Origin of the sequence: Mesorhizobium sp. B2-2-4, assembly GCF_006442375.1 — a bacterium.
Classification (GTDB): Bacteria; Pseudomonadota; Alphaproteobacteria; order Rhizobiales; family Rhizobiaceae; genus Mesorhizobium.
Genome location: NZ_VFWB01000023.1, coordinates 1 through 19825, shown reverse-complemented (window position 1 = coordinate 19825; position 19825 = coordinate 1). Strand labels below are relative to the sequence as shown.

The 19825-nt window shown below is 62.5% G+C and carries 16 protein-coding genes, 1 tRNA gene and 1 pseudogene; 16 read left to right on the top strand and 2 right to left on the bottom strand.

Annotated elements, in window-relative coordinates; genetic code table 11:
- From FJ959_RS31210 to FJ959_RS31155, 12 genes are all read left to right on the top strand, one after another.
- Nucleotides 1–486: EF-Tu/IF-2/RF-3 family GTPase (locus FJ959_RS31210; protein WP_246679025.1), on the top strand; the 486-nt coding region annotated here is incomplete at its 5' end.
- A 206-nt stretch (nt 487–692) separates the two neighbouring features.
- Nucleotides 693–1175: a group II truncated hemoglobin gene (locus FJ959_RS31205; RefSeq protein WP_140564602.1), complete on the top strand. Its 483-nt coding sequence runs from the start codon at nt 693–695 to the stop codon at nt 1173–1175.
- 212 nt (nt 1176–1387) lie between these two features.
- Nucleotides 1388–1463 (top strand) — tRNA-Trp (locus FJ959_RS31200).
- A gap of 399 nt (nt 1464–1862) precedes the next feature.
- The gene (gene secE, locus FJ959_RS31195; RefSeq protein ID WP_013531408.1) at nt 1863–2066 is read left to right on the top strand and encodes a preprotein translocase subunit SecE; all 204 of its coding nucleotides are present in this window, start codon (nt 1863–1865) and stop codon (nt 2064–2066) included.
- Nucleotides 2067–2093: 27 nt separating this feature from the next.
- On the top strand, nt 2094–2621 hold the full coding sequence (gene nusG / locus FJ959_RS31190) for a transcription termination/antitermination protein NusG (RefSeq protein WP_140501620.1): 528 nt from the start codon (nt 2094–2096) through the stop codon (nt 2619–2621).
- 175 nt (nt 2622–2796) lie between these two features.
- Nucleotides 2797–3225 (top strand): 50S ribosomal protein L11, encoded by a 429-nt coding sequence (rplK, locus tag FJ959_RS31185; protein WP_140501622.1) that lies wholly within the window; start codon nt 2797–2799, stop codon nt 3223–3225.
- 4 nt (nt 3226–3229) lie between these two features.
- Nucleotides 3230–3928, top strand: a complete 699-nt coding sequence (gene rplA / locus FJ959_RS31180; RefSeq protein WP_140501624.1) for a 50S ribosomal protein L1 — start codon at nt 3230–3232, stop codon at nt 3926–3928.
- A gap of 407 nt (nt 3929–4335) precedes the next feature.
- Nucleotides 4336–4854, top strand: a complete 519-nt coding sequence (gene rplJ / locus FJ959_RS31175; protein WP_140515456.1) for a 50S ribosomal protein L10 — start codon at nt 4336–4338, stop codon at nt 4852–4854.
- Between the two features lie 54 nt (nt 4855–4908).
- The gene (gene rplL / locus FJ959_RS31170) at nt 4909–5286 is read left to right on the top strand and encodes a 50S ribosomal protein L7/L12 (RefSeq protein WP_027146630.1); all 378 of its coding nucleotides are present in this window, start codon (nt 4909–4911) and stop codon (nt 5284–5286) included.
- Between the two features lie 267 nt (nt 5287–5553).
- Nucleotides 5554–9690: a DNA-directed RNA polymerase subunit beta gene (rpoB, locus tag FJ959_RS31165; protein ID WP_140633873.1), complete on the top strand. Its 4137-nt coding sequence runs from the start codon at nt 5554–5556 to the stop codon at nt 9688–9690.
- A 135-nt stretch (nt 9691–9825) separates the two neighbouring features.
- Complete coding sequence (gene rpoC, locus FJ959_RS31160; protein WP_140561040.1) at nt 9826–14022, top strand: DNA-directed RNA polymerase subunit beta'; 4197 nt, start codon at nt 9826–9828, stop codon at nt 14020–14022.
- Between the two features lie 85 nt (nt 14023–14107).
- Nucleotides 14108–14773, top strand: a complete 666-nt coding sequence (locus FJ959_RS31155; protein WP_140564600.1) for an O-methyltransferase — start codon at nt 14108–14110, stop codon at nt 14771–14773.
- 47 nt (nt 14774–14820) lie between these two features.
- Here the strand turns inward: FJ959_RS31155 and FJ959_RS31150 are convergent, their stop codons facing one another.
- Together FJ959_RS31150 and FJ959_RS31145 are read right to left on the bottom strand one after the other, a co-directional pair.
- Nucleotides 14821–15747, bottom strand: coding sequence for a Gfo/Idh/MocA family oxidoreductase (locus FJ959_RS31150; RefSeq protein WP_140564598.1), 927 nt, complete (start codon nt 15745–15747; stop codon nt 14821–14823).
- 164 nt (nt 15748–15911) lie between these two features.
- A complete protein-coding gene (locus FJ959_RS31145; RefSeq protein ID WP_140501636.1) occupies nt 15912–16193 on the bottom strand; it encodes a transcriptional regulator in 282 nt (93 codons plus the stop codon).
- A 464-nt stretch (nt 16194–16657) separates the two neighbouring features.
- Here FJ959_RS31145 and rpsL point away from each other — a divergent pair, with 464 nt between their 5' ends.
- The 4 genes and pseudogenes from rpsL to FJ959_RS31125 all read left to right on the top strand — a co-directional run.
- Complete coding sequence (rpsL, locus tag FJ959_RS31140) at nt 16658–17029, top strand: 30S ribosomal protein S12 (RefSeq protein WP_006333356.1); 372 nt, start codon at nt 16658–16660, stop codon at nt 17027–17029.
- Nucleotides 17030–17092: 63 nt separating this feature from the next.
- Entirely contained in the window at nt 17093–17563 is a 471-nt protein-coding gene (gene rpsG, locus FJ959_RS31135) for a 30S ribosomal protein S7 (RefSeq protein ID WP_008875664.1), read from the top strand.
- Between the two features lie 29 nt (nt 17564–17592).
- The gene (gene fusA / locus FJ959_RS31130; protein WP_140558709.1) at nt 17593–19683 is read left to right on the top strand and encodes an elongation factor G; all 2091 of its coding nucleotides are present in this window, start codon (nt 17593–17595) and stop codon (nt 19681–19683) included.
- 65 nt (nt 19684–19748) lie between these two features.
- Nucleotides 19749–19825, top strand: a pseudogene (locus tag FJ959_RS31125) (elongation factor Tu); the annotation flags it as partial.

Here is a 19825-nt window from a genome sequence, read left to right as displayed (position 1 = left end):
CGCGGCGTGGTCAAGGTCGGCGAGGAGCTGGAGATCATCGGCATTCGTCCGACCACCAAGACGACCTGCACGGGCGTCGAGATGTTCCGCAAGCTGCTCGACCAGGGCCAGGCGGGCGACAACATCGGCGCGCTGCTGCGCGGCGTCGACCGTGAAGGTGTCGAGCGCGGCCAGGTTCTGGCCAAGCCCGGTTCGGTGAAGCCGCACAAGAAGTTCGTGGCCGAAGCCTACATCCTGACCAAGGACGAGGGTGGCCGTCACACGCCGTTCTTCACCAACTACCGTCCGCAGTTCTACTTCCGCACCACCGACGTGACCGGCATCGTGTCGCTGCCGGCCGGCACCGAGATGGTGATGCCTGGCGACAACATCACGGTCGACGTCGAGCTGATCGTGCCGATCGCCATGGAAGAGAAGCTGCGCTTCGCCATCCGTGAAGGCGGCCGCACCGTCGGTGCCGGCATCGTCGTCACCATCAAAGAGTAATCGACACCGGCATCAGCCGGATCGAGAAGGAAGGGCGGTCCTCGGGCCGCCCTTTTTGTCGGCGACCGAAGGTCAGCCGTTGGCATGCCGGGGCCGACACGCGGTCGACCGGTAGCCGCGTCATCGAACTGGCCATCGAGGCAGGTTGAGGCTTGCTCGATTTTTCCGCTATCGTCGCTGCAGGCGGCGCTGGGCGGAGGTCAAGTATGAGCCAGGATGTTCCGACACTGTACGAATGGGCCGGCGGCAGCGAAGCGCTCAACCGGCTGACGCAGACCTTCTATGACAAGGTGGCGCAGGATCCGGTCGTCGGGCCGGTGTTCAAGCATATGTCGCCCGACCATCCCGCCCATGTCGCGGCCTTTATCGGCGAGGTTTTCGGCGGGCCGAAAACCTACAGCGAAAAATTCGGCGGCCACCGCGAGATGGTGATGCATCACCTGGGCAAGCATTTGACGGAGGAGCAGCGCCGCCGCTGGATCAACCTGCTGGCCGATGCCGCGGATGCCGTCGGGCTGCCTGACGATCCGGAGTTCCGTTCCGCCTTCATGGGCTATGTCGAGTGGGGATCGCGGCTCGCCAGGATGAATTCCAATCTCGGCGAAACGTGCGACCCGGAGACCGAGCCGATGCCGGCCTGGGGCTGGGGCGTGCCCGGCGGGCCTTACCGGGTCCCGGACACCAAATAGCGTCCAACGGATACACGGGCCGGCAGGCAAGATCTCCGCGAACAGCATGCCGGCGCACTCGAGCATGAAACCGGAGATCGATGGCGGCGGGCTGGTCGTCGACCATCCCGATTTCCGGGAAAGGGGATGAAGGCGCGTTTGCTTGCAAACCGCTCTTTACAGAGCGCGCGGAAGCTTTTAGGAAGCACCCTGCTGCGCTGAGGCGCACGTGTACGGGCATAGCTCAGTTGGTAGAGCGGCGGTCTCCAAAACCGCAGGTCGTAGGTTCGAGCCCTGCTGCCCGTGCCATTTCAAGAAATGGCACGTCAAACAAAAACTCAGCCATTTCCTAAATGGCCGTCAGAAACGATATTTCTGCGGGCCGCCCTTTGAAAATCGACGACCGGCTTGCCATATTAAGCTGATTGAGGCATAAGGGCGCCATAGCCGGGACGGAACGACTGGATGGTTCCGAGGCGGTGTTTGGTCATAAAGCGGACACTTGCCACTTGCGTGGATCAAGAATCGGTTTTATGTAGACGAAACAGACACGCGACGCGTGGAGCTGGGAAGCCGGCTTTACGCGTCTGATTTGCATGGGCGAAATGATTGCGCTGATTCGGCGCGAAAGTGGACCCAGGCGGCACGTCCCGGCCAGCGGGATCATCCAGGAGACCCGGCCAACGGGTCTTGAAGACAGAGCGGCATATGGCTTCGAAAACCACAAATCCTTTCGTCTTTCTCCAGCAGGTTCGCGCGGAGACCGCCAAGGTGACTTGGCCGTCGCGACGCGAAACGATGATCTCGACGGTGATGGTTCTGGCTTTCGCTGTGATCGCGATGATCTTTTTCTTCACCGCCGATCAGCTCATGGGCCTCGCGGTCGAACAGATTCTGGGCATTGGACGCTAAGTCCGGCGATTACGGAGAAGTCGTGAAATGACTACGCGCTGGTACATCGTCCACGCCTATTCGAACTTTGAGAAGAAGGTCGCCGAGGACATCGAGAACAAGGCCAAGCAGAAGGGCCTGTCCGCCGATATCGAGCAGATCGTCGTGCCGACCGAGAAGGTCGTCGAGGTTCGTCGCGGCCGCAAGGTCGACGCCGAGCGCAAGTTCTTTCCGGGCTATGTGCTCCTGAAGGCCAACTTGACCGACGCCGTGTTCTCGCTGGTCAAGAACACGCCGAAGGTCACCGGGTTTTTGGGCGACTCCAAGCCGGTGCCGATCACCGAGGCCGAGGCGCAGCGCATCCTGAACCAGGTGCAGGAAGGCGTCGAGCGCCCGAAGCCCTCGGTTACTTTCGAGATCGGCGAGGCGATCCGCGTCTCGGATGGCCCCTTCGCGTCCTTCAACGGCTTCGTCCAGGAAGTGGACGAGGAGCGGGCGCGGCTCAAGGTGGAGGTTTCGATCTTCGGGCGCGCCGTGCCTGTCGATCTGGAATTCGGGCAAGTCGAAAAAGGCTGATCCGAAATCCCTGGCGCCGTTCCGGTGGTCAGGGGAGGCGGCGCGGCAACGCGCGGCCTGAGAACGGTGGGAGGCGAATGCGGCTTTAGCCGGCCGCAGGAACCGCACCACCAGACTGCAACAGCCGGTGTTTTCCCAGATCGAGGGGCCGGCATAGACAAAGGCAGGAATAGAGATGGCTAAGAAAATTGCAGGCCAGCTCAAGCTCCAGGTTGCCGCGGGCTCGGCTACGCCGTCGCCCCCGATCGGCCCGGCGCTTGGTCAGCGTGGCATCAACATCATGGAGTTCTGCAAGGCGTTCAACGCGCAGACCCAGGAAATGGAAAAGGGATCGCCGATTCCGGTCGTCATCACCTACTACCAGGACAAGTCGTTCACCTTCGTCATGAAGACGCCGCCGGTGAGCTACTTCCTGAAGAAGGCCGCTAACCTGAAGTCGGGCTCCAAGGAGCCGGGCAAGGTCAAGGCCGGCACGATCGGCCGCGACAAGGTCCGCGCCATCGCCGAGCAGAAGATGAAGGATCTGAACGCAAACGACGTCGAGGCGGCCATGCGCATGGTCGAGGGCTCCGCCCGCTCGATGGGTCTGGAAGTGGTGGGCTGAGATCATGGCAAAGATTGCAAAGCGTGTATCGAAGACCCGCGAAGGCATCGATCCCAACAAGGCTTATACCTTGGGTGACGCGCTGAAGCTGCTCAAGGATCGCTCGACGGTCAAGTTCGACGAGACGATCGAAGTCGCGATGAATCTCGGCGTTGATCCTCGCCATGCCGACCAGATGGTCCGCGGCGTGGTCAACCTGCCGAACGGCACCGGCCGCTCGGTCCGCGTCGCCGTGTTCGCCCGTGGCGACAAGGCCGAGGAAGCCAAGGCCGCCGGCGCCGACATCGTCGGTGCGGAGGACCTGGTCGATATCGTCCAGAAGGGCACGATCGATTTCGATCGCTGCATCGCTACGCCGGACATGATGCCGCTCGTCGGCCGTCTGGGCAAAGTGCTCGGCCCGCGCGGCATGATGCCGAACCCGAAGGTCGGTACCGTCACCACCGACGTCGCGGCCGCCGTCAAGGCATCGAAGGGCGGCGCTGTCGAGTTCCGCGTCGAGAAAGCCGGCATCGTTCACGCCGGCGTCGGCAAGGTCTCGTTCGACGTCAAGGCGCTGGAAGAAAACGTCCGCGCCTTCGCCGATGCGGTGACCAAGGCAAAGCCGGCTGGCGCCAAGGGCAACTACGTCAAGAAGGTGTCCGTCACCTCGACGATGGGCCCGGGCCTCAAGCTCGACGTCTCGACGCTCGCGGCGTCCTGATTAACCGTTTGGATCGGCCGCTGAACGGGCCGATCCGTAAGTGAATTCCGGGCCTGGATCGTTCTGGGCCCGGTACCGGGAGCCGAAAGGTTTCCGGACATCCTGTCCGAGATTGCAGGCGGCCCGGCCTTGATTGAAAAGGGGGGCCTTAATTCATGTGGGCCTGCATGAGACGGGTGAAGACCTGACAACGGAGGAAGCGCTCCAATGAAAGGTTCGAACCGTGTTTGCCTTTTGTCTGCGCATCGTCCGGCTTGCCGGCGATGTGGCGAAAGGGGGCAGGATCCTCGAGCGCTGTTCGGGAGATCCGTTACTGGATGGCCCGGCCGGCAAAAGGCAACCCGACGCCTGTCCTCGTGAATGGGAATGTTCCCGTTAGCAGGGTGGGGGTCAACTGGAGATAGGCAGTGGACAGAGCGGAAAAACGCGAACTCGTCACGGGCCTGAACGATGCGTTCTCGAACGCGGGTTCAGTGGTCGTGGCCCACTATGCCGGTATCACCGTCGCGCAAATGAACGACCTCCGGTCGAAAATGCGCGCTGCCGGTGGCACCGTTAAAGTCGCGAAGAACCGTCTCGCCAAAATCGCTCTTCAGGGCACGGACTCCGCATCGATCATCGATCTGTTCAAGGGACAGACGCTGGTCGCCTATTCGGAGGATCCGATTGCGGCGCCGAAGGTCGCGTCCGATTTCGCCAAGGGGAATGACAAGCTGGTCATTCTCGGCGGCGCAATGGGCACCACCTCGCTCAACGCCGACGGTGTGAAGGCACTCGCCACACTCCCGTCGCTCGACGAGCTGCGCGCCAGGCTGGTTGGCATGATCGCCACGCCGGCAACCCGGATCGCCCAGATCGTCAATGCGCCCGCGGCTTCGGTCGCGCGTGTCATCGGCGCTTACGCCCGGAAGGACGAGGCGGCATGAGGCCGTTCCTCGCTATCACAAACACACGTTCGAACCTTATGAAGGAATACAACAATGGCTGATCTCGCAAAGATCGTAGACGACCTTTCGAAGCTGACCGTCCTCGAGGCGGCTGAGCTGTCGAAGCTTCTGGAAGAAAAGTGGGGCGTTTCGGCTGCTGCTCCGGTGGCTGTTGCCGCTGCCGGCGGTGCTGCCGCTGCCGCTGCTCCGGTCGAGGAAAAGACGGAATTCGACGTCGTCCTCACCGACGCCGGCGCCCAGAAGATCAACGTCATCAAGGAAGTCCGCGCCATCACCGGCCTTGGCCTCAAGGAAGCCAAGGACCTGGTCGAAGCGGCTCCGAAGCCGGTCAAGGAAGCCGTTTCCAAGGCCGACGCCGACAAGTTCAAGGCCCAGCTGGAAGCAGCCGGCGCCAAGGTCGAGCTGAAGTAAGCGTAACAATCGGCGGACGGCCTCGCGCCGTCCGCCACTCCCTCGGGCGACCTGGGGAGGCTGCGTAGCGCGAGATGCACGAAAACCTCTTTCCTGAGGGCCGAAAACCGGCTCTCAGGAAACGGGTTTTCTCCCGTTTTAGCCGGCCGCCCGCCAAGTAGTTTGGTAATGGGGCCGGAGAACAGACAGAGAGCCGCTGCCCAGGCGGTTCGGATGCAAGGCGAGCCGCGGCGAGGCTCGCCCCGAGTTTAGAGCTAAGGAGCGACGATGGCCCAGACCCAGACTTTCAATGGCCGCAGACGCGTACGCAAGTTCTTCGGAAAGATCCCGGAAGTTGCGGAGATGCCGAACCTCATCGAGGTTCAGAAGGCGTCCTATGACCAGTTCCTGATGGTGGACGAGCCTAAGGGCGGACGTCCGGACGAGGGACTGCAGGCTGTTTTCAAGTCGGTCTTCCCGATCTCCGATTTTTCCGGCTCCTCGATGCTGGAGTTCGTGAAGTACGAGTTCGAAGGACCGAAATTCGACGTTGACGAATGCCGTCAGCGCGACCTCACCTATGCCGCACCGCTGAAGGTGACGCTGCGCTTGATCGTGTTCGATATCGACGAGGATACCGGCGCGAAGTCGATCAAGGACATCAAGGAGCAGGACGTCTACATGGGCGACATGCCGCTCATGACCTCGAACGGCACCTTCATCGTCAACGGCACCGAGCGCGTCATCGTCTCGCAGATGCACCGCTCGCCGGGCGTCTTCTTCGACCACGACAAGGGCAAGTCGCACTCGTCGGGCAAGCTCCTGTTTGCCGCGCGCGTCATCCCCTATCGCGGTTCGTGGCTCGACATCGAGTTCGATTCCAAGGACGTCGTGCACGCCCGCATCGACCGTCGCCGCAAGATTCCGGTGACGTCGCTGCTGATGGCGCTCGGCATGGACGGCGAAGAGATCCTGTCGACCTTCTACAACAAGATCACCTACAAGCGCGCCGGCGATCACTGGCGCATTCCGTTCAACGTCGATCGTTTCCGCGGCCTGAAGGCCGTCGGCGACCTTGTCGACGCCGACACGGGTGAGATCGTTGTCGAGGCCGGCAAGAAGATCACCGCCCGCCAGGCCCGCCAGCTCGGCGAAAAGGGCCTGAAGGCGATCAAGGCGACCGACGAGGACCTGCTCGGCAACTATCTCGCCGAGGACATCGTCAATTACGCCACCGGCGAGATCTTCCTCGAGGCCGGCGACGAGATCGATGACAAGACGCTGAAGGTGCTGCTTGGCACCGGCGAGGACGAGATCCAGATCCTCGACATCGATCACGTCAATGTCGGCGCCTACATCCGCAACACGCTCGCCGTCGACAAGAACGAGAGCCGCCAGGACGCGCTGTTCGACATCTATCGTGTCATGCGCCCCGGCGAGCCGCCGACGCTCGAAACCGCCGAAGCCATGTTCAACTCGCTGTTCTTCGACAGCGAGCGCTACGACCTGTCCGCCGTCGGCCGCGTCAAGATGAACATGCGCCTCGAACTCAAGGCCGAGGACACCGTGCGCGTGCTGCGCAAGGACGACATCCTGGCCGTGGTCAAGACGCTGGTCGAACTGCGTGACGGCAAGGGCGAGATCGACGACATCGACAATCTCGGCAATCGCCGCGTGCGTTCGGTCGGCGAGCTGATGGAAAACCAGTACCGCGTCGGCCTGCTGCGCATGGAGCGCGCGATCAAGGAGCGTATGTCCTCGATCGAGATCGACACGGTCATGCCGCAGGACCTGATCAACGCCAAGCCGGCGGCTGCCGCCGTGCGCGAGTTCTTCGGTTCCTCGCAGCTGTCGCAGTTCATGGACCAGACCAATCCGCTGTCGGAGATCACCCACAAGCGCCGTCTCTCCGCGCTTGGACCGGGTGGTCTGACCCGCGAGCGCGCCGGCTTCGAGGTGCGCGACGTGCACCCGACGCATTACGGCCGCATCTGCCCGATCGAGACGCCGGAAGGCCCGAATATCGGCCTGATCAACTCGCTCGCCACCTTCGCGCGCGTCAACAAGTACGGCTTCATCGAGAGCCCGTACCGCAAGATCGTCGACGGCAAGCTGACCAATGACGTCGTCTATCTGTCGGCGATGGAAGAGGCCAAGCACCATGTCGCGCAGGCCAATGCCGAGCTCGACAAGGATGGTCGCTTTGTCGACGAATTCGTCATTTGCCGCAGTGCCGGCGAAGTGATGATGGCGCCGCGCGAAAACGTCGACCTGATGGACGTTTCGCCCAAGCAGATGGTGTCGGTGGCCGCGGCCCTGATCCCGTTCCTTGAGAACGACGACGCCAACCGCGCGCTGATGGGCTCGAACATGCAGCGCCAGGCCGTGCCGCTGGTGCGCGCCGAGGCGCCGTTCGTCGGCACCGGCATGGAGCCGATCGTCGCTCGTGACTCGGGCGCCGCCATCGGCGCCCGCCGCGGCGGCATCGTCGACCAGGTGGACGCGACGCGTATCGTCATCCGCGCAACGGAAGACCTCGATCCGGGCAAGTCCGGCGTCGACATCTACCGGCTGATGAAGTTCCAGCGTTCGAACCAGAACACCTGCATCAACCAGCGTCCGCTGGTGCGCATGGGCGACCGGGTCAACAAGGGCGACATCATCGCGGACGGTCCTTCGACCGAGCTCGGCGATCTGGCTCTCGGCCGCAACGTGCTGGTCGCGTTCATGCCGTGGAACGGCTACAACTACGAGGACTCGATCCTCCTGTCCGAGCGCATCGTCGCCGACGACGTCTTCACCTCGATCCACATCGAGGAGTTCGAGGTCATGGCGCGCGACACCAAGCTCGGACCGGAGGAAATCACGCGCGACATTCCGAACGTCTCGGAAGAAGCGCTGAAGAACCTCGATGAAGCCGGCATCGTCTATATCGGTGCCGAAGTTCAGCCGGGCGATATCCTGGTCGGCAAGATCACGCCGAAGGGCGAAAGCCCGATGACGCCGGAAGAAAAGCTTCTGCGCGCCATCTTCGGCGAAAAGGCATCCGATGTGCGCGACACCTCGATGCGCATGCCTCCGGGCACCTTCGGCACCGTCGTCGAGGTGCGCGTGTTCAATCGCCACGGTGTGGAGAAGGACGAGCGCGCCATGGCGATCGAGCGCGAGGAGATCGAACGCCTCGCCAAGGACCGTGACGACGAGCAGGCGATCCTGGATCGCAACGTCTACGCGCGCCTTTCCGACGTGCTCGTCGGCAAGGAAGCGATCGCCGGACCGAAGGGCTTCAAGAAGGGCTCGACGCTGTCGAAGGACACGCTCGACGAGTATCCGCGTTCGCAGTGGTGGCAGTTCGCCGTGGAGAACGAAAAGCTCCAGAGCGAACTGGAAGCCCTGCGCGGCCAGTACGACGATTCCAAGAAGGCACTCGAACAGCGCTTCATGGACAAGGTCGAGAAGGTGCAGCGCGGCGACGAAATGCCTCCGGGCGTCATGAAGATGGTCAAGGTCTTCGTGGCGGTGAAGCGCAAGATGCAGCCGGGTGACAAGATGGCCGGCCGTCACGGCAACAAGGGTGTCGTGTCGCGCATCGTTCCGGTCGAGGACATGCCTTTCCTCGAGGACGGCACGCATGCCGATATCGTGCTCAACCCACTGGGTGTGCCGAGCCGCATGAATGTCGGCCAGATCCTGGAAACGCATCTGGGCTGGGCTTGCGCCGGAATGGGCAGGAAGATCGGCGAGATGATCGACGCCTACAAGTCTGCCGGCGACATCAAGCCGCTGCGCAAGACGCTGGAGAGCTTCATGCCCGCCAACGACCGCAACGAGCCGGTCCGCGAGTATGACGACGAGAGCATCGTTCGCCTGAGCGAGCAGATGCGCCGCGGCGTCTCGATCGCAACCCCGGTGTTCGACGGCGCGCACGAGGCCGACATCAACGTCATGCTGGAGCAGGCGGGCCTGCACACCAGCGGTCAGTCGCAGCTCTATGACGGACGCACCGGCGAGCCGTTCGATCGCAAGGTGACGATGGGCTACATCTACATGCTCAAGCTTCACCACCTCGTGGATGACAAGATCCACGCGCGTTCGATCGGTCCGTACTCGCTCGTCACCCAGCAGCCGCTGGGCGGCAAGGCGCAGTTCGGCGGCCAGCGCTTCGGCGAAATGGAGGTCTGGGCGCTGGAAGCCTACGGCGCCGCCTATACGCTGCAGGAAATGCTGACGGTGAAGTCGGACGACGTCGCTGGCCGCACCAAGGTCTACGAGGCGATCGTCCGCGGTGACGACACCTTCGAGGCCGGCATTCCCGAGAGCTTCAACGTTCTCGTCAAGGAGATGCGGTCGCTCGGCCTCAACGTCGAATTGGAGAACACCAAGCTCGACGAAGCCCCGGTTCGGCTGCCCGACGCAGCGGAATAAACAAGACACCCGGTCGCGGGAGAGGCTCCCGCGACCGGGTGCACCAAATTCTTCGGCCGGTGGGCCGACCACTCAGCGGGCATTTGCCCCGCATCAGATGCAAGGGGTTTTCGAGGACCCCGAAAGGAGAACGGCATGAACCAAGAGGTCATGAATCTCTTCAATCCCCAGGCGCCGGCGCAGGTGTTCGATTCCATCCGGATATCGCTCGCCAGCCCTGAGAAGATTCTGTCCTGGTCGTTCGGCGAGATCAAGAAGCCGGAGACCATCAACTACCGCACCTTCAAGCCGGAGCGTGACGGTCTGTTCTGCGCGCGCATTTTTGGCCCGATCAAGGACTACGAGTGCCTGTGCGGCAAGTACAAGCGCATGAAGTACAAGGGCGTCATCTGCGAAAAGTGCGGTGTCGAAGTCACGCTGTCGCGCGTTCGCCGCGAGCGCATGGGCCATATCGAGCTGGCGGCACCCGTCGCCCATATCTGGTTCCTGAAGTCGCTGCCCTCGCGCATCGGCACGCTGCTCGACATGACCCTGAAGGACATCGAGCGCGTCCTCTACTTCGAGAACTACATCGTCACCGAACCCGGCCTCACCGCGCTGAAGGAGCACCAGCTGCTCAGCGAGGAAGAGTACATGATCGCCGTCGACGAATATGGCGAGGATAGCTTCACCGCCATGATCGGCGCCGAGGCCATTCATGACCTTCTGGCCGGCATGGACCTGGAGAAGATCGCCGGCGACCTGCGTTCGGAGCTGGCTTCGACCACGTCCGAGCTGAAGCAGAAGAAGTATCTGAAGCGGCTCAAGGTCGTCGAGAACTTCATGGAGTCCGGCAACCGTCCGGAATGGATGATCATGAAGGTGGTTCCGGTGATTCCGCCGGACCTGCGCCCGCTCGTCCCGCTGGACGGCGGACGTTTCGCGACGTCGGACCTCAACGATCTCTATCGACGCGTCATCAACCGCAACAACCGTCTGAAGCGGCTGATCGAGTTGCGTGCCCCCGGCATCATCGTGCGCAATGAAAAGCGCATGCTGCAGGAAGCCGTCGACGCGCTGTTCGACAACGGCCGCCGTGGCCGCGTCATCACCGGCGCCAACAAGCGTCCGCTGAAGTCGCTCTCGGATATGCTCAAGGGCAAGCAGGGCCGGTTCCGCCAGAACCTGCTCGGCAAGCGCGTCGACTATTCCGGCCGTTCGGTCATCGTCACCGGTCCGGAGCTCAAGCTGCACCAGTGCGGCCTGCCCAAGAAGATGGCGCTCGAACTGTTCAAGCCCTTCATCTACGCCCGCCTCGACGCCAAGGGTTACTCCTCGACCGTCAAGCAGGCCAAGAAGCTGGTCGAGAAGGAGCGTCCGGAAGTCTGGGATATCCTCGACGAGGTCATCCGCGAGCATCCGGTGCTCTTGAACCGCGCGCCGACGCTGCACCGCCTCGGCATCCAGGCGTTCGAGCCGATCCTGATCGAAGGCAAGGCGATCCAGCTGCATCCGCTGGTCTGCACGGCCTTCAACGCCGACTTCGACGGCGACCAGATGGCGGTCCACGTGCCGCTGTCGCTGGAAGCACAGTTGGAAGCCCGTGTGCTGATGATGTCGACCAACAACATCCTGCACCCGGCTTCGGGCGCGCCGATCATCGTGCCGTCGCAGGACATGGTTCTGGGTCTCTACTACCTCTCGATCGTCAACCAGAACGAGCCGGGCGAGGGCATGGTGTTTGCCGACATGGGCGAACTCCAGCACGCGCTCGAGACCAAGGCGGTGACCCTGCACGCCAAGATCAAGGGCCGCTTCCGCTCGGTCGACGCCGAAGGCAAGGTCGTGTCGAAGATCTACGACACCACGCCTGGCCGCATGATCATCGGCGAGCTTCTGCCGAAGAACGTCAACGTGCCTTACGAGACCGCCAACCAGGAGATGACCAAGAAGAACATCTCCAAGATGATCGACACCGTCTACCGCCATTGCGGTCAGAAGGAGACGGTCATTTTCTGCGATCGCATCATGGCGCTCGGTTTCGCCCATGCCTGCCGTGCCGGCATTTCGTTCGGCAAGGACGACATGCTGATCCCGGATACCAAGATCAAGCTGGTGTCGGACACCGAGGCCTTGGCCAAGGAATACGAGCAGCAGTACAATGACGGCCTGATCACGCAGGGCGAGAAGTACAACAAGGTCGTCGACGCCTGGGCCAAGTGCTCGGAAAAGGTCGCCGACGAAATGATGGCCCGCATCAAGGCGGTCGAGTTCGAGGACAATGGTCGTCAGAAGCCGATGAACTCGATCTACATGATGTCGCACTCCGGTGCGCGCGGCTCGCCCACCCAGATGCGCCAGCTCGCCGGCATGCGCGGCCTGATGGCCAAGCCGTCGGGTGAAATCATCGAGACGCCGATCATCTCGAACTTCAAGGAAGGCCTGACCGTGCTCGAGTACTTCAACTCGACCCACGGCGCCCGCAAGGGTCTGGCGGACACCGCCCTGAAGACGGCGAACTCGGGCTATCTCACCCGTCGTCTGGTCGACGTGGCGCAGGACTGCATCGTCAACTCCGTGGACTGCGGCACCGACAAGGGCCTCACCATGCAGCCGATCGTCGATGCCGGTCAGGTCGTCGCTTCGGTCGGCCAGCGCGTGCTGGGCCGCACCGCGCTCGACGACATCAACCATCCGGTGACCGGCGAATTGCTGGTCAAGGCCGGAACGCTGATGGACGAGCGCGACGTGGAGCAGATCGAGAAGGCCGGCGTGCAGTCGGTCCGCATCCGCTCGGCGCTGACTTGCGAAGTCAGGGTCGGCGTCTGCGCGGTCTGCTACGGACGCGATCTGGCCCGGGGCACCCCGGTCAACCAGGGCGAGGCCGTCGGCGTTATCGCGGCGCAGTCGATCGGCGAGCCGGGCACCCAGCTCACCATGCGTACCTTCCACATGGGCGGTACGGCGCAGGTGGTGGATAGCTCGTTCCTTGAAGCCTCCTATGAGGGCAAGGTCGAGATCCGCAACCGCAACGTGGTGCGCAACTCGGACGGCCAGCAGATGGTCATGGGCCGCAACATGGCGGTGCTGATCCTCGACGAGGCCGGCAAGGAGCGCGCCACGCACCGCGTCACCTATGGTTCGCGCATCTTCGTGGACGATGGCGACAAGGTGAAGCGCGGCCAGCGCATCGCCGAATGGGATCCTTACACCCGCCCGATCCTCACCGAAATCGAGGGCAAGGTGGCGTTCGAGGATCTGGTCGACGGCATTTCCGTCCAGGAAACGGCCGACGAGTCGACCGGCATCACCAAGCGCGAGGTCATCGACTGGCGTTCGACGCCGCGCGGCAACGACCTGAAGCCGGCGATCGTCGTTCAGGACGCCAAGGGCAAGGTCGGCAAGCTGTCGAAGGGCGGCGATGCCCGCTTCCTGCTCTCGGTCGAGGCCATTCTCTCGGTCGAGCCGGGTGCTCAGGTTCGCCCTGGCGACGTCCTGGCGCGTATCCCGATGGAAAGCGCCAAGACCAAGGACATCACCGGCGGTCTGCCGCGTGTTGCCGAGCTGTTCGAGGCCCGTCGTCCGAAGGATCACGCCATCATCGCAGAGATCGATGGTACGATCCGCTTCGGCCGCGACTACAAGAACAAGCGCCGCATCATCATCGAGCCGCATGACTCGACGCTTGAGCCTGTCGAATACCTGATCCCGAAGGGCAAGCCGTTCCATCTCCAGGACGGCGACGTCATCGAGAAGGGCGACTACATCCTCGACGGCAATCCGGCGCCGCACGACATCCTGGCGATCAAGGGCGTGGAGGCGCTTGCGTCCTACCTCGTCAACGAGATCCAGGAGGTCTACCGTCTGCAGGGCGTGTCGATCAACGACAAGCACATCGAGGTGATCGTTCGCCAGATGCTGCAGAAGGTCGAGATCACCACGCAGGGCGACTCGACCTATATTCCGGGCGACCACGTCGACGTGATCGAACTGGAAGAGGTCAACGAGCGCCTGGTCGAGGACGGCAAGAAGCCGGCCGAAGGCCAGCCGGTGCTGCTCGGCATCACCAAGGCCTCGCTGCAGACGCCGTCCTTCATCTCGGCCGCCTCCTTCCAGGAGACGACCAGGGTGCTGACGGAAGCCGCGGTTGCCGGCAAGACCGACATGCTGCAGGGCTTGAAGGAAAACGTCATCGTCGGCCGGCTGATCCCGGCCGGTACCGGCGGCACGATGAGCCAGATCCGCCGCATCGCCACCTCGCGCGACGAACTGATCATCGACGAGCGCCGCAAGGCCTCCGGTGTCGAAGTCGCCGAGCCGATGCTGGCCGACATGACAACCGCCGCGCAGTAGGCGCGGCGGCAAGAAATCTCAGGCAACAAGGCCGCCGGGGCAACCCGGCGGCCTTTTCGTTTCAACGAACAATCGAGGAAGGCAGATGAGCACGAAAACCTGGACGGCTGTCGATAACTACATCGTTTCCTTGCTCTTCGAGGCGGATCCCGTTCTCGACGCGGTCCTGGCGGCCAACCGCGACGGTGGCTTGCCGGCGATCGACGTCTCGGCGGCGCAAGGAAAGCTGCTCTCGCTGCTGGTGCGCATTCGCGGCGCGAAAAAGGTGCTCGAGATTGGTACGCTGGGCGGTTATTCCACCATCTGGATGGCGCGGGGATTGCCGGCCGGCGGCAAGATCGTGACGCTCGAACTCGATCCGCACCACGCCAAGGTCGCGCGTTCGAATTTCGAGCGGGCAGGGGTTTCCCGACGGGTCGATCTGCGGGTCGGGCCGGCGCTGCAGTCTCTCACTGCTCTGGGCGCCGAAAACGCCGGGCCGTTCGACCTCGTTTTCATCGACGCCGACAAGCCTAACAACCCCAACTATCTCTCCTGGGCCATGCGGCTCTCGCGCTCGGGAACGGTCATCGTCTGCGACAACGTCATCCGTGACGGCGCGGTGCTCGTTGAGGATGGTCGCGACGCCAATGTCGAAGGTGCACGCGCTGCATTCTCTTTCATCGGTGCCGACAAGCGCCTGGACGGCACCGCGATCCAGACTGTCGGCGCCAAGGGCTATGACGGGTTTGCCATAGCGATTGTCGATTGAGTTGTTGCGATGGCGGTCGGATCCGAGATCCGGGCGACAGTCGCTGTTCAGTCGAAGAACGCTTCGACCACATTGCGCTTGCCGAGCATGAAGGCGTCGGCGACATGCTGGAGCGGCGCCAGGTCGACATCGGAGATACCGGCGCGCACGATCTCGGCGAAACGCCTGTAGAGTTCAGGATATTCCGCTTCCGGTTCTTCATGGACGACGCGGCCGTCGATGGCGAGTTTCGAGCCACCGCCCGAGAGCACCATCTTGCCGGTATCGGTATCGGCAAGAATGTCCCAGCTCTGCGGTCCGGTCTGGAGCCAATCGAGATCCATCGTCACCGCCGAACCATTCGCCGCACGGAAGGCGACCTGGGCTGCGATCGGCGCGTCGCGGTTCTCCGGGAAATCGAGCGCGGCCGAGGTGATGTACATGGCGGGCAGGATGTAGGTCGCGATCGACAGCGCGTTGATGCCTGGATCGAAGACGCCGAAGCCGCCAGGTTGCCAGATCCAGTCCTGGTTCGGGTGCCAGCGGCGCACGTCTTCCTTCCAGACGATCGCCGCTGATCTGATCTTCGTCGATGCCAAGAATGTCCGTGCCGCTTCCACCGCCGGAGCATAGCGCGAATGCCAACTGGCGAACAGCGACACGCCCTGTTTCGCCGCCAGCGCCTTCAGGTCCTCGACCTCGCTGACCGTGGCGCCGGGCGGCTTTTCCAGGAACACGTGCTTCTTCGCGTCGAGTGCGATGCGCGCGGCATGGTAGCGGAATTGCGGCGGCATACAGAGTGAGACGGCGTCGAGTTCGGGAACGGCGCCAAGCATCGTCTCGATATCGGGAAAATTCTGGATGTCTTCAACCTTGCCATGCCGGCTGGCAGCGGCGAGCAGCCGGTAGTCCCGGTCCTTGGCGAGCGCCGGAAGGTGCTGGTCGCGGACGATCTTGCCGACACCGACAATACCTATCTTGATGGGCTGGGACACGGCCGCTCCGTCTGTGGATGATGGTGAGCGCTTCTTATCAGAACACTTGCCCCGGACAAGCCGAAGCCGAAAGGTCAACTCCGTCTTTGCCGGAGCTGCAGCGTGGGCCTTTCACTCGTTGGAAGGCTTCAGCGGCGATTCGAACGGCAAGGGCCGGCACGCTTTCAGATCGGCACGTCAAAGGTCACGATCGACACTTCGCCTTCGAGCGCGCCCTGGAAGGCCGAAAGATGCGGCTCCTCGTCGGGCTCGCCCTCCATGTCGCCGATCTGGTCGAGCTCGGCTTCGGCGTAACCCTCCGCCGCCAGCGATTCGAGCGCACGGCGCACCGCCGAATCGTCATCAGGCGCAACCAGCATGACGTGCACGCCTTCCGGCTTGCCGCCTTTTCTCTTCCACACCCGGCCGGTGATGATGGTGACCGGGCGTTCCTCGTTGTCGTTCACGGGCCGATTCCTTCGCGGCGAGGGGCTTTGACTGTTCATGCGGCTTTTTCGCATGAAGCCGCGCCGCGCAACAGCCAAAACCCGGTCACTTTCTTCCTCGCCCTTGCAAAATGACGAAAGAAAATTACCTGCGGTTTACGCATGGCTGCCAAGCCCCGGCTTCAATGCAATATTTGCCGCTCCGGGGTTGACGGTACGCGGGCTTGCGAGTAGAAGCCGCCCAGTCAGAACCGATGTGAGGCTCTCCCTTCCGAAGCGACACGCTTTGGAGTTTGCCTCAAACAGGGTTCGTTTTACGAGCGAAAAGACATTTCCGGCGTGCATGAAGCGGTATCCGCTTCCTCTGCGATTTGTTCGGGCAAGACCGCAAGGCGCGGTTTGTGGCCCGAATTTGCGTATGGAAATGACGCTTTGAGCGAGCCTTGACCGGCACGAGACACGGAATTGAGAGACAAGAGGGTTTAATGCCTACCGTCAACCAGCTGATCCGCAAGCCGCGCATTGCGCCGGTGAAGCGCAACAAGGTCCCGGCCATGCAGCAGAACCCGCAGAAGCGGGGCGTCTGCACGCGCGTCTACACAACGACGCCGAAGAAGCCGAACTCGGCGCTGCGCAAGGTGGCCAAGATCCGCCTGACCAATGGTTTCGAGGTGATCGGTTACATCCCCGGCGAAGGTCACAACCTTCAGGAGCACTCCGTGGTCATGATCCGCGGCGGCCGCGTCAAGGACCTTCCGGGTGTCCGTTACCACATCATCCGCGGCGTGCTCGACACGCAGGGTGTGAAGAACCGCAAGCAGCGCCGTTCGAAATACGGTGCCAAGCGTCCGAAGTAAGGTTTTCCGGCTTCGGCGCTTTTTTGATTGCGCCGGGCTATGAGAGATTGAGAGACAAAAGCCATGTCCCGTCGTCACAGTGCAGAAAAGCGTGAGATCAATCCGGACCCCAAGTTCGGCGATCTGATCGTCACCAAGTTCATGAACGCCGTCATGTATGACGGCAAGAAGTCGGTTGCCGAGACCATCGTCTACGGCGCGCTCGACCAGGTCCAGTCGAAGACCAAGCAGGAGCCGGTCACCGTCTTCCATCAGGCGCTCGACAATGTCGCGCCGCATGTGGAAGTGCGTTCGCGTCGCGTCGGCGGCGCCACCTACCAGGTTCCGGTCGACGTGCGCCCCGAGCGCCGTCAGGCGCTGGCCATTCGTTGGCTGATCGCCGCGGCCCGCAACCGCAACGAGACCACCATGGTCGACCGCCTTTCCGGCGAGCTGATGGACGCGGCCAACAACCGCGGCACCGCAGTGAAGAAGCGTGAAGACACCCACAAGATGGCTGAAGCCAACCGCGCCTTCGCGCACTACCGCTGGTAAAGCGCGAAAGAGACTGAGAGGCAGTTACGATGGCTCGCGAATATAAAATCGAAGACTACCGCAATTTCGGTATCATGGCGCATATCGACGCCGGCAAGACGACGACCACCGAGCGCGTTCTCTATTACACGGGCAAGTCGCACAAGATCGGCGAAGTGCACGACGGCGCCGCGACCATGGACTGGATGGAGCAGGAGCAGGAGCGCGGCATCACGATTACGTCGGCCGCGACCACGACCTTCTGGAAGGGCCGTGACGGCAAGATGCACCGCTTCAACATCATCGACACGCCCGGACACGTCGACTTCACCATCGAGGTCGAGCGTTCGCTGCGCGTGCTTGACGGCGCCATCGCGCTGCTCGACGCCAATGCGGGTGTGGAGCCGCAGACGGAAACCGTCTGGCGCCAGGCCGACAAGTACCGCGTGCCGCGCATGATTTTCTGCAACAAGATGGACAAGACCGGCGCGGACTTCTACCGCTCGGTCGAGATGATCGGCTCGCGCCTCGGTGCGCAGGCTGTCGTCATGCAGCTGCCGATCGGCGCCGAGACCGAATTCAAGGGAGTCGTCGACCTGGTCGAGATGAACGCGCTGGTCTGGCGCGACGAGACGCTGGGCGCTGCCTGGGACGTCGTCGAGATCCCGGCCGACCTCAAGGCCCGCGCCGAGGAATACCGCGAGAAGATGATCGAGGCCGCCGTCGAGATGGACGAGACGGCTCTTGAGAACTACCTCGAAGGCAAGATGCCGTCGAATGACGAGATCCGCGCGCTGATCCGCAAGGGCACCATCGCGGTCAAGTTCTTCCCGATGTTCTGTGGCTCGGCATTCAAGAACAAGGGCGTGCAGCCTCTGCTCGACGCGGTCGTGGAATACCTGCCGTCGCCGGCCGATGTGCCCGCGATCAAGGGTGTCGATGCCAAGACCGATGCCGAGATCGAGCGTCACGCCGACGACAACGAGCCGCTGTCGATGCTGGCGTTCAAGATCATGAACGACCCGTTCGTCGGTTCGCTGACCTTTGCCCGCATCTATTCGGGCAAGCTCACCAAGGGCATCTCGGTCGACAACACCGTGAAGGGCAAGAAAGAGCGCATCGGCCGCATGCTGCAGATGCATGCGAATTCCCGTGCCGACGTTGAAGAGGCCTATGCCGGCGACATCGTCGCTCTCGCAGGTCTCAAGGACACGACCACCGGCGATACGCTGTGCGATCCGCTGCATCCGGTCATCCTCGAGCGTATGGAATTCCCCGATCCGGTCATCCAGATCGCTATCGAGCCGAAGACCAAGAACGACCAGGAAAAGATGGGCCTCGCGCTGCATCGCCTGGCTGCCGAGGATCCGTCCTTCCGCGTCAAGACCGACGAGGAAAGCGGCCAGACCATCATTTCCGGCATGGGCGAGCTGCACCTCGACATCATCGTCGACCGCATGCGCCGCGAGTTCAAGGTCGAGGCCAATGTCGGTGCACCGCAGGTGGCTTATCGCGAGACGATCACCCGCAGGCACGAGCAGGACTACACGCACAAGAAGCAGACCGGTGGTACCGGGCAGTTCGCTCGCGTGAAGATCGTCTTCGAGCCGAACCCCGAGGGCGAGGATTTCGTGTTCGAGTCCAAGATCGTCGGCGGCGCTGTGCCGAAGGAATACATCCCGGGTGTCGAGAAGGGCCTGCTGAGCAAGATGGGTTCCGGCCCGTTTGCCGGTTTCCCGATGATCGGCGTCAAGGCTACCTTGATCGACGGCGCTTTCCACGACGTCGACTCTTCGGTGCTCGCATTCGAAATCGCTTCCCGCGCTTGCTTTATGGAAGCTTCGCCGAAGCTCGGCGTGCAGCTGCTCGAGCCGATCATGAAGGTCGAGGTCGTGACGCCGGAAGATTATGTCGGCGGTGTCATCGGCGACCTCAACGGCCGTCGTGGCCAGATCCAGGGCCAGGAAGCCCGCGGCGTGGCAGTCGTCATCAACGCGATGGTGCCGCTCGCCAACATGTTCAAGTACGTCGACAACCTGCGCTCGATGAGCCAGGGCCGTGCGGCCTACACGATGCAGTTCGACCATTACGAGCCGGTCCCGACCGCGGTCGCCCAGGAAGTCCAGAAGAAATACGCGTAACCCGACAGGGTGCTGCGGCAACTTAATTAAGAGCCCGTACGGGCGAGCAGGAATGGAGACATCACATGGCAAAAGGTAAATTCGAGCGCACCAAGCCGCATGTGAACATCGGCACGATTGGCCACGTTGATCATGGCAAGAC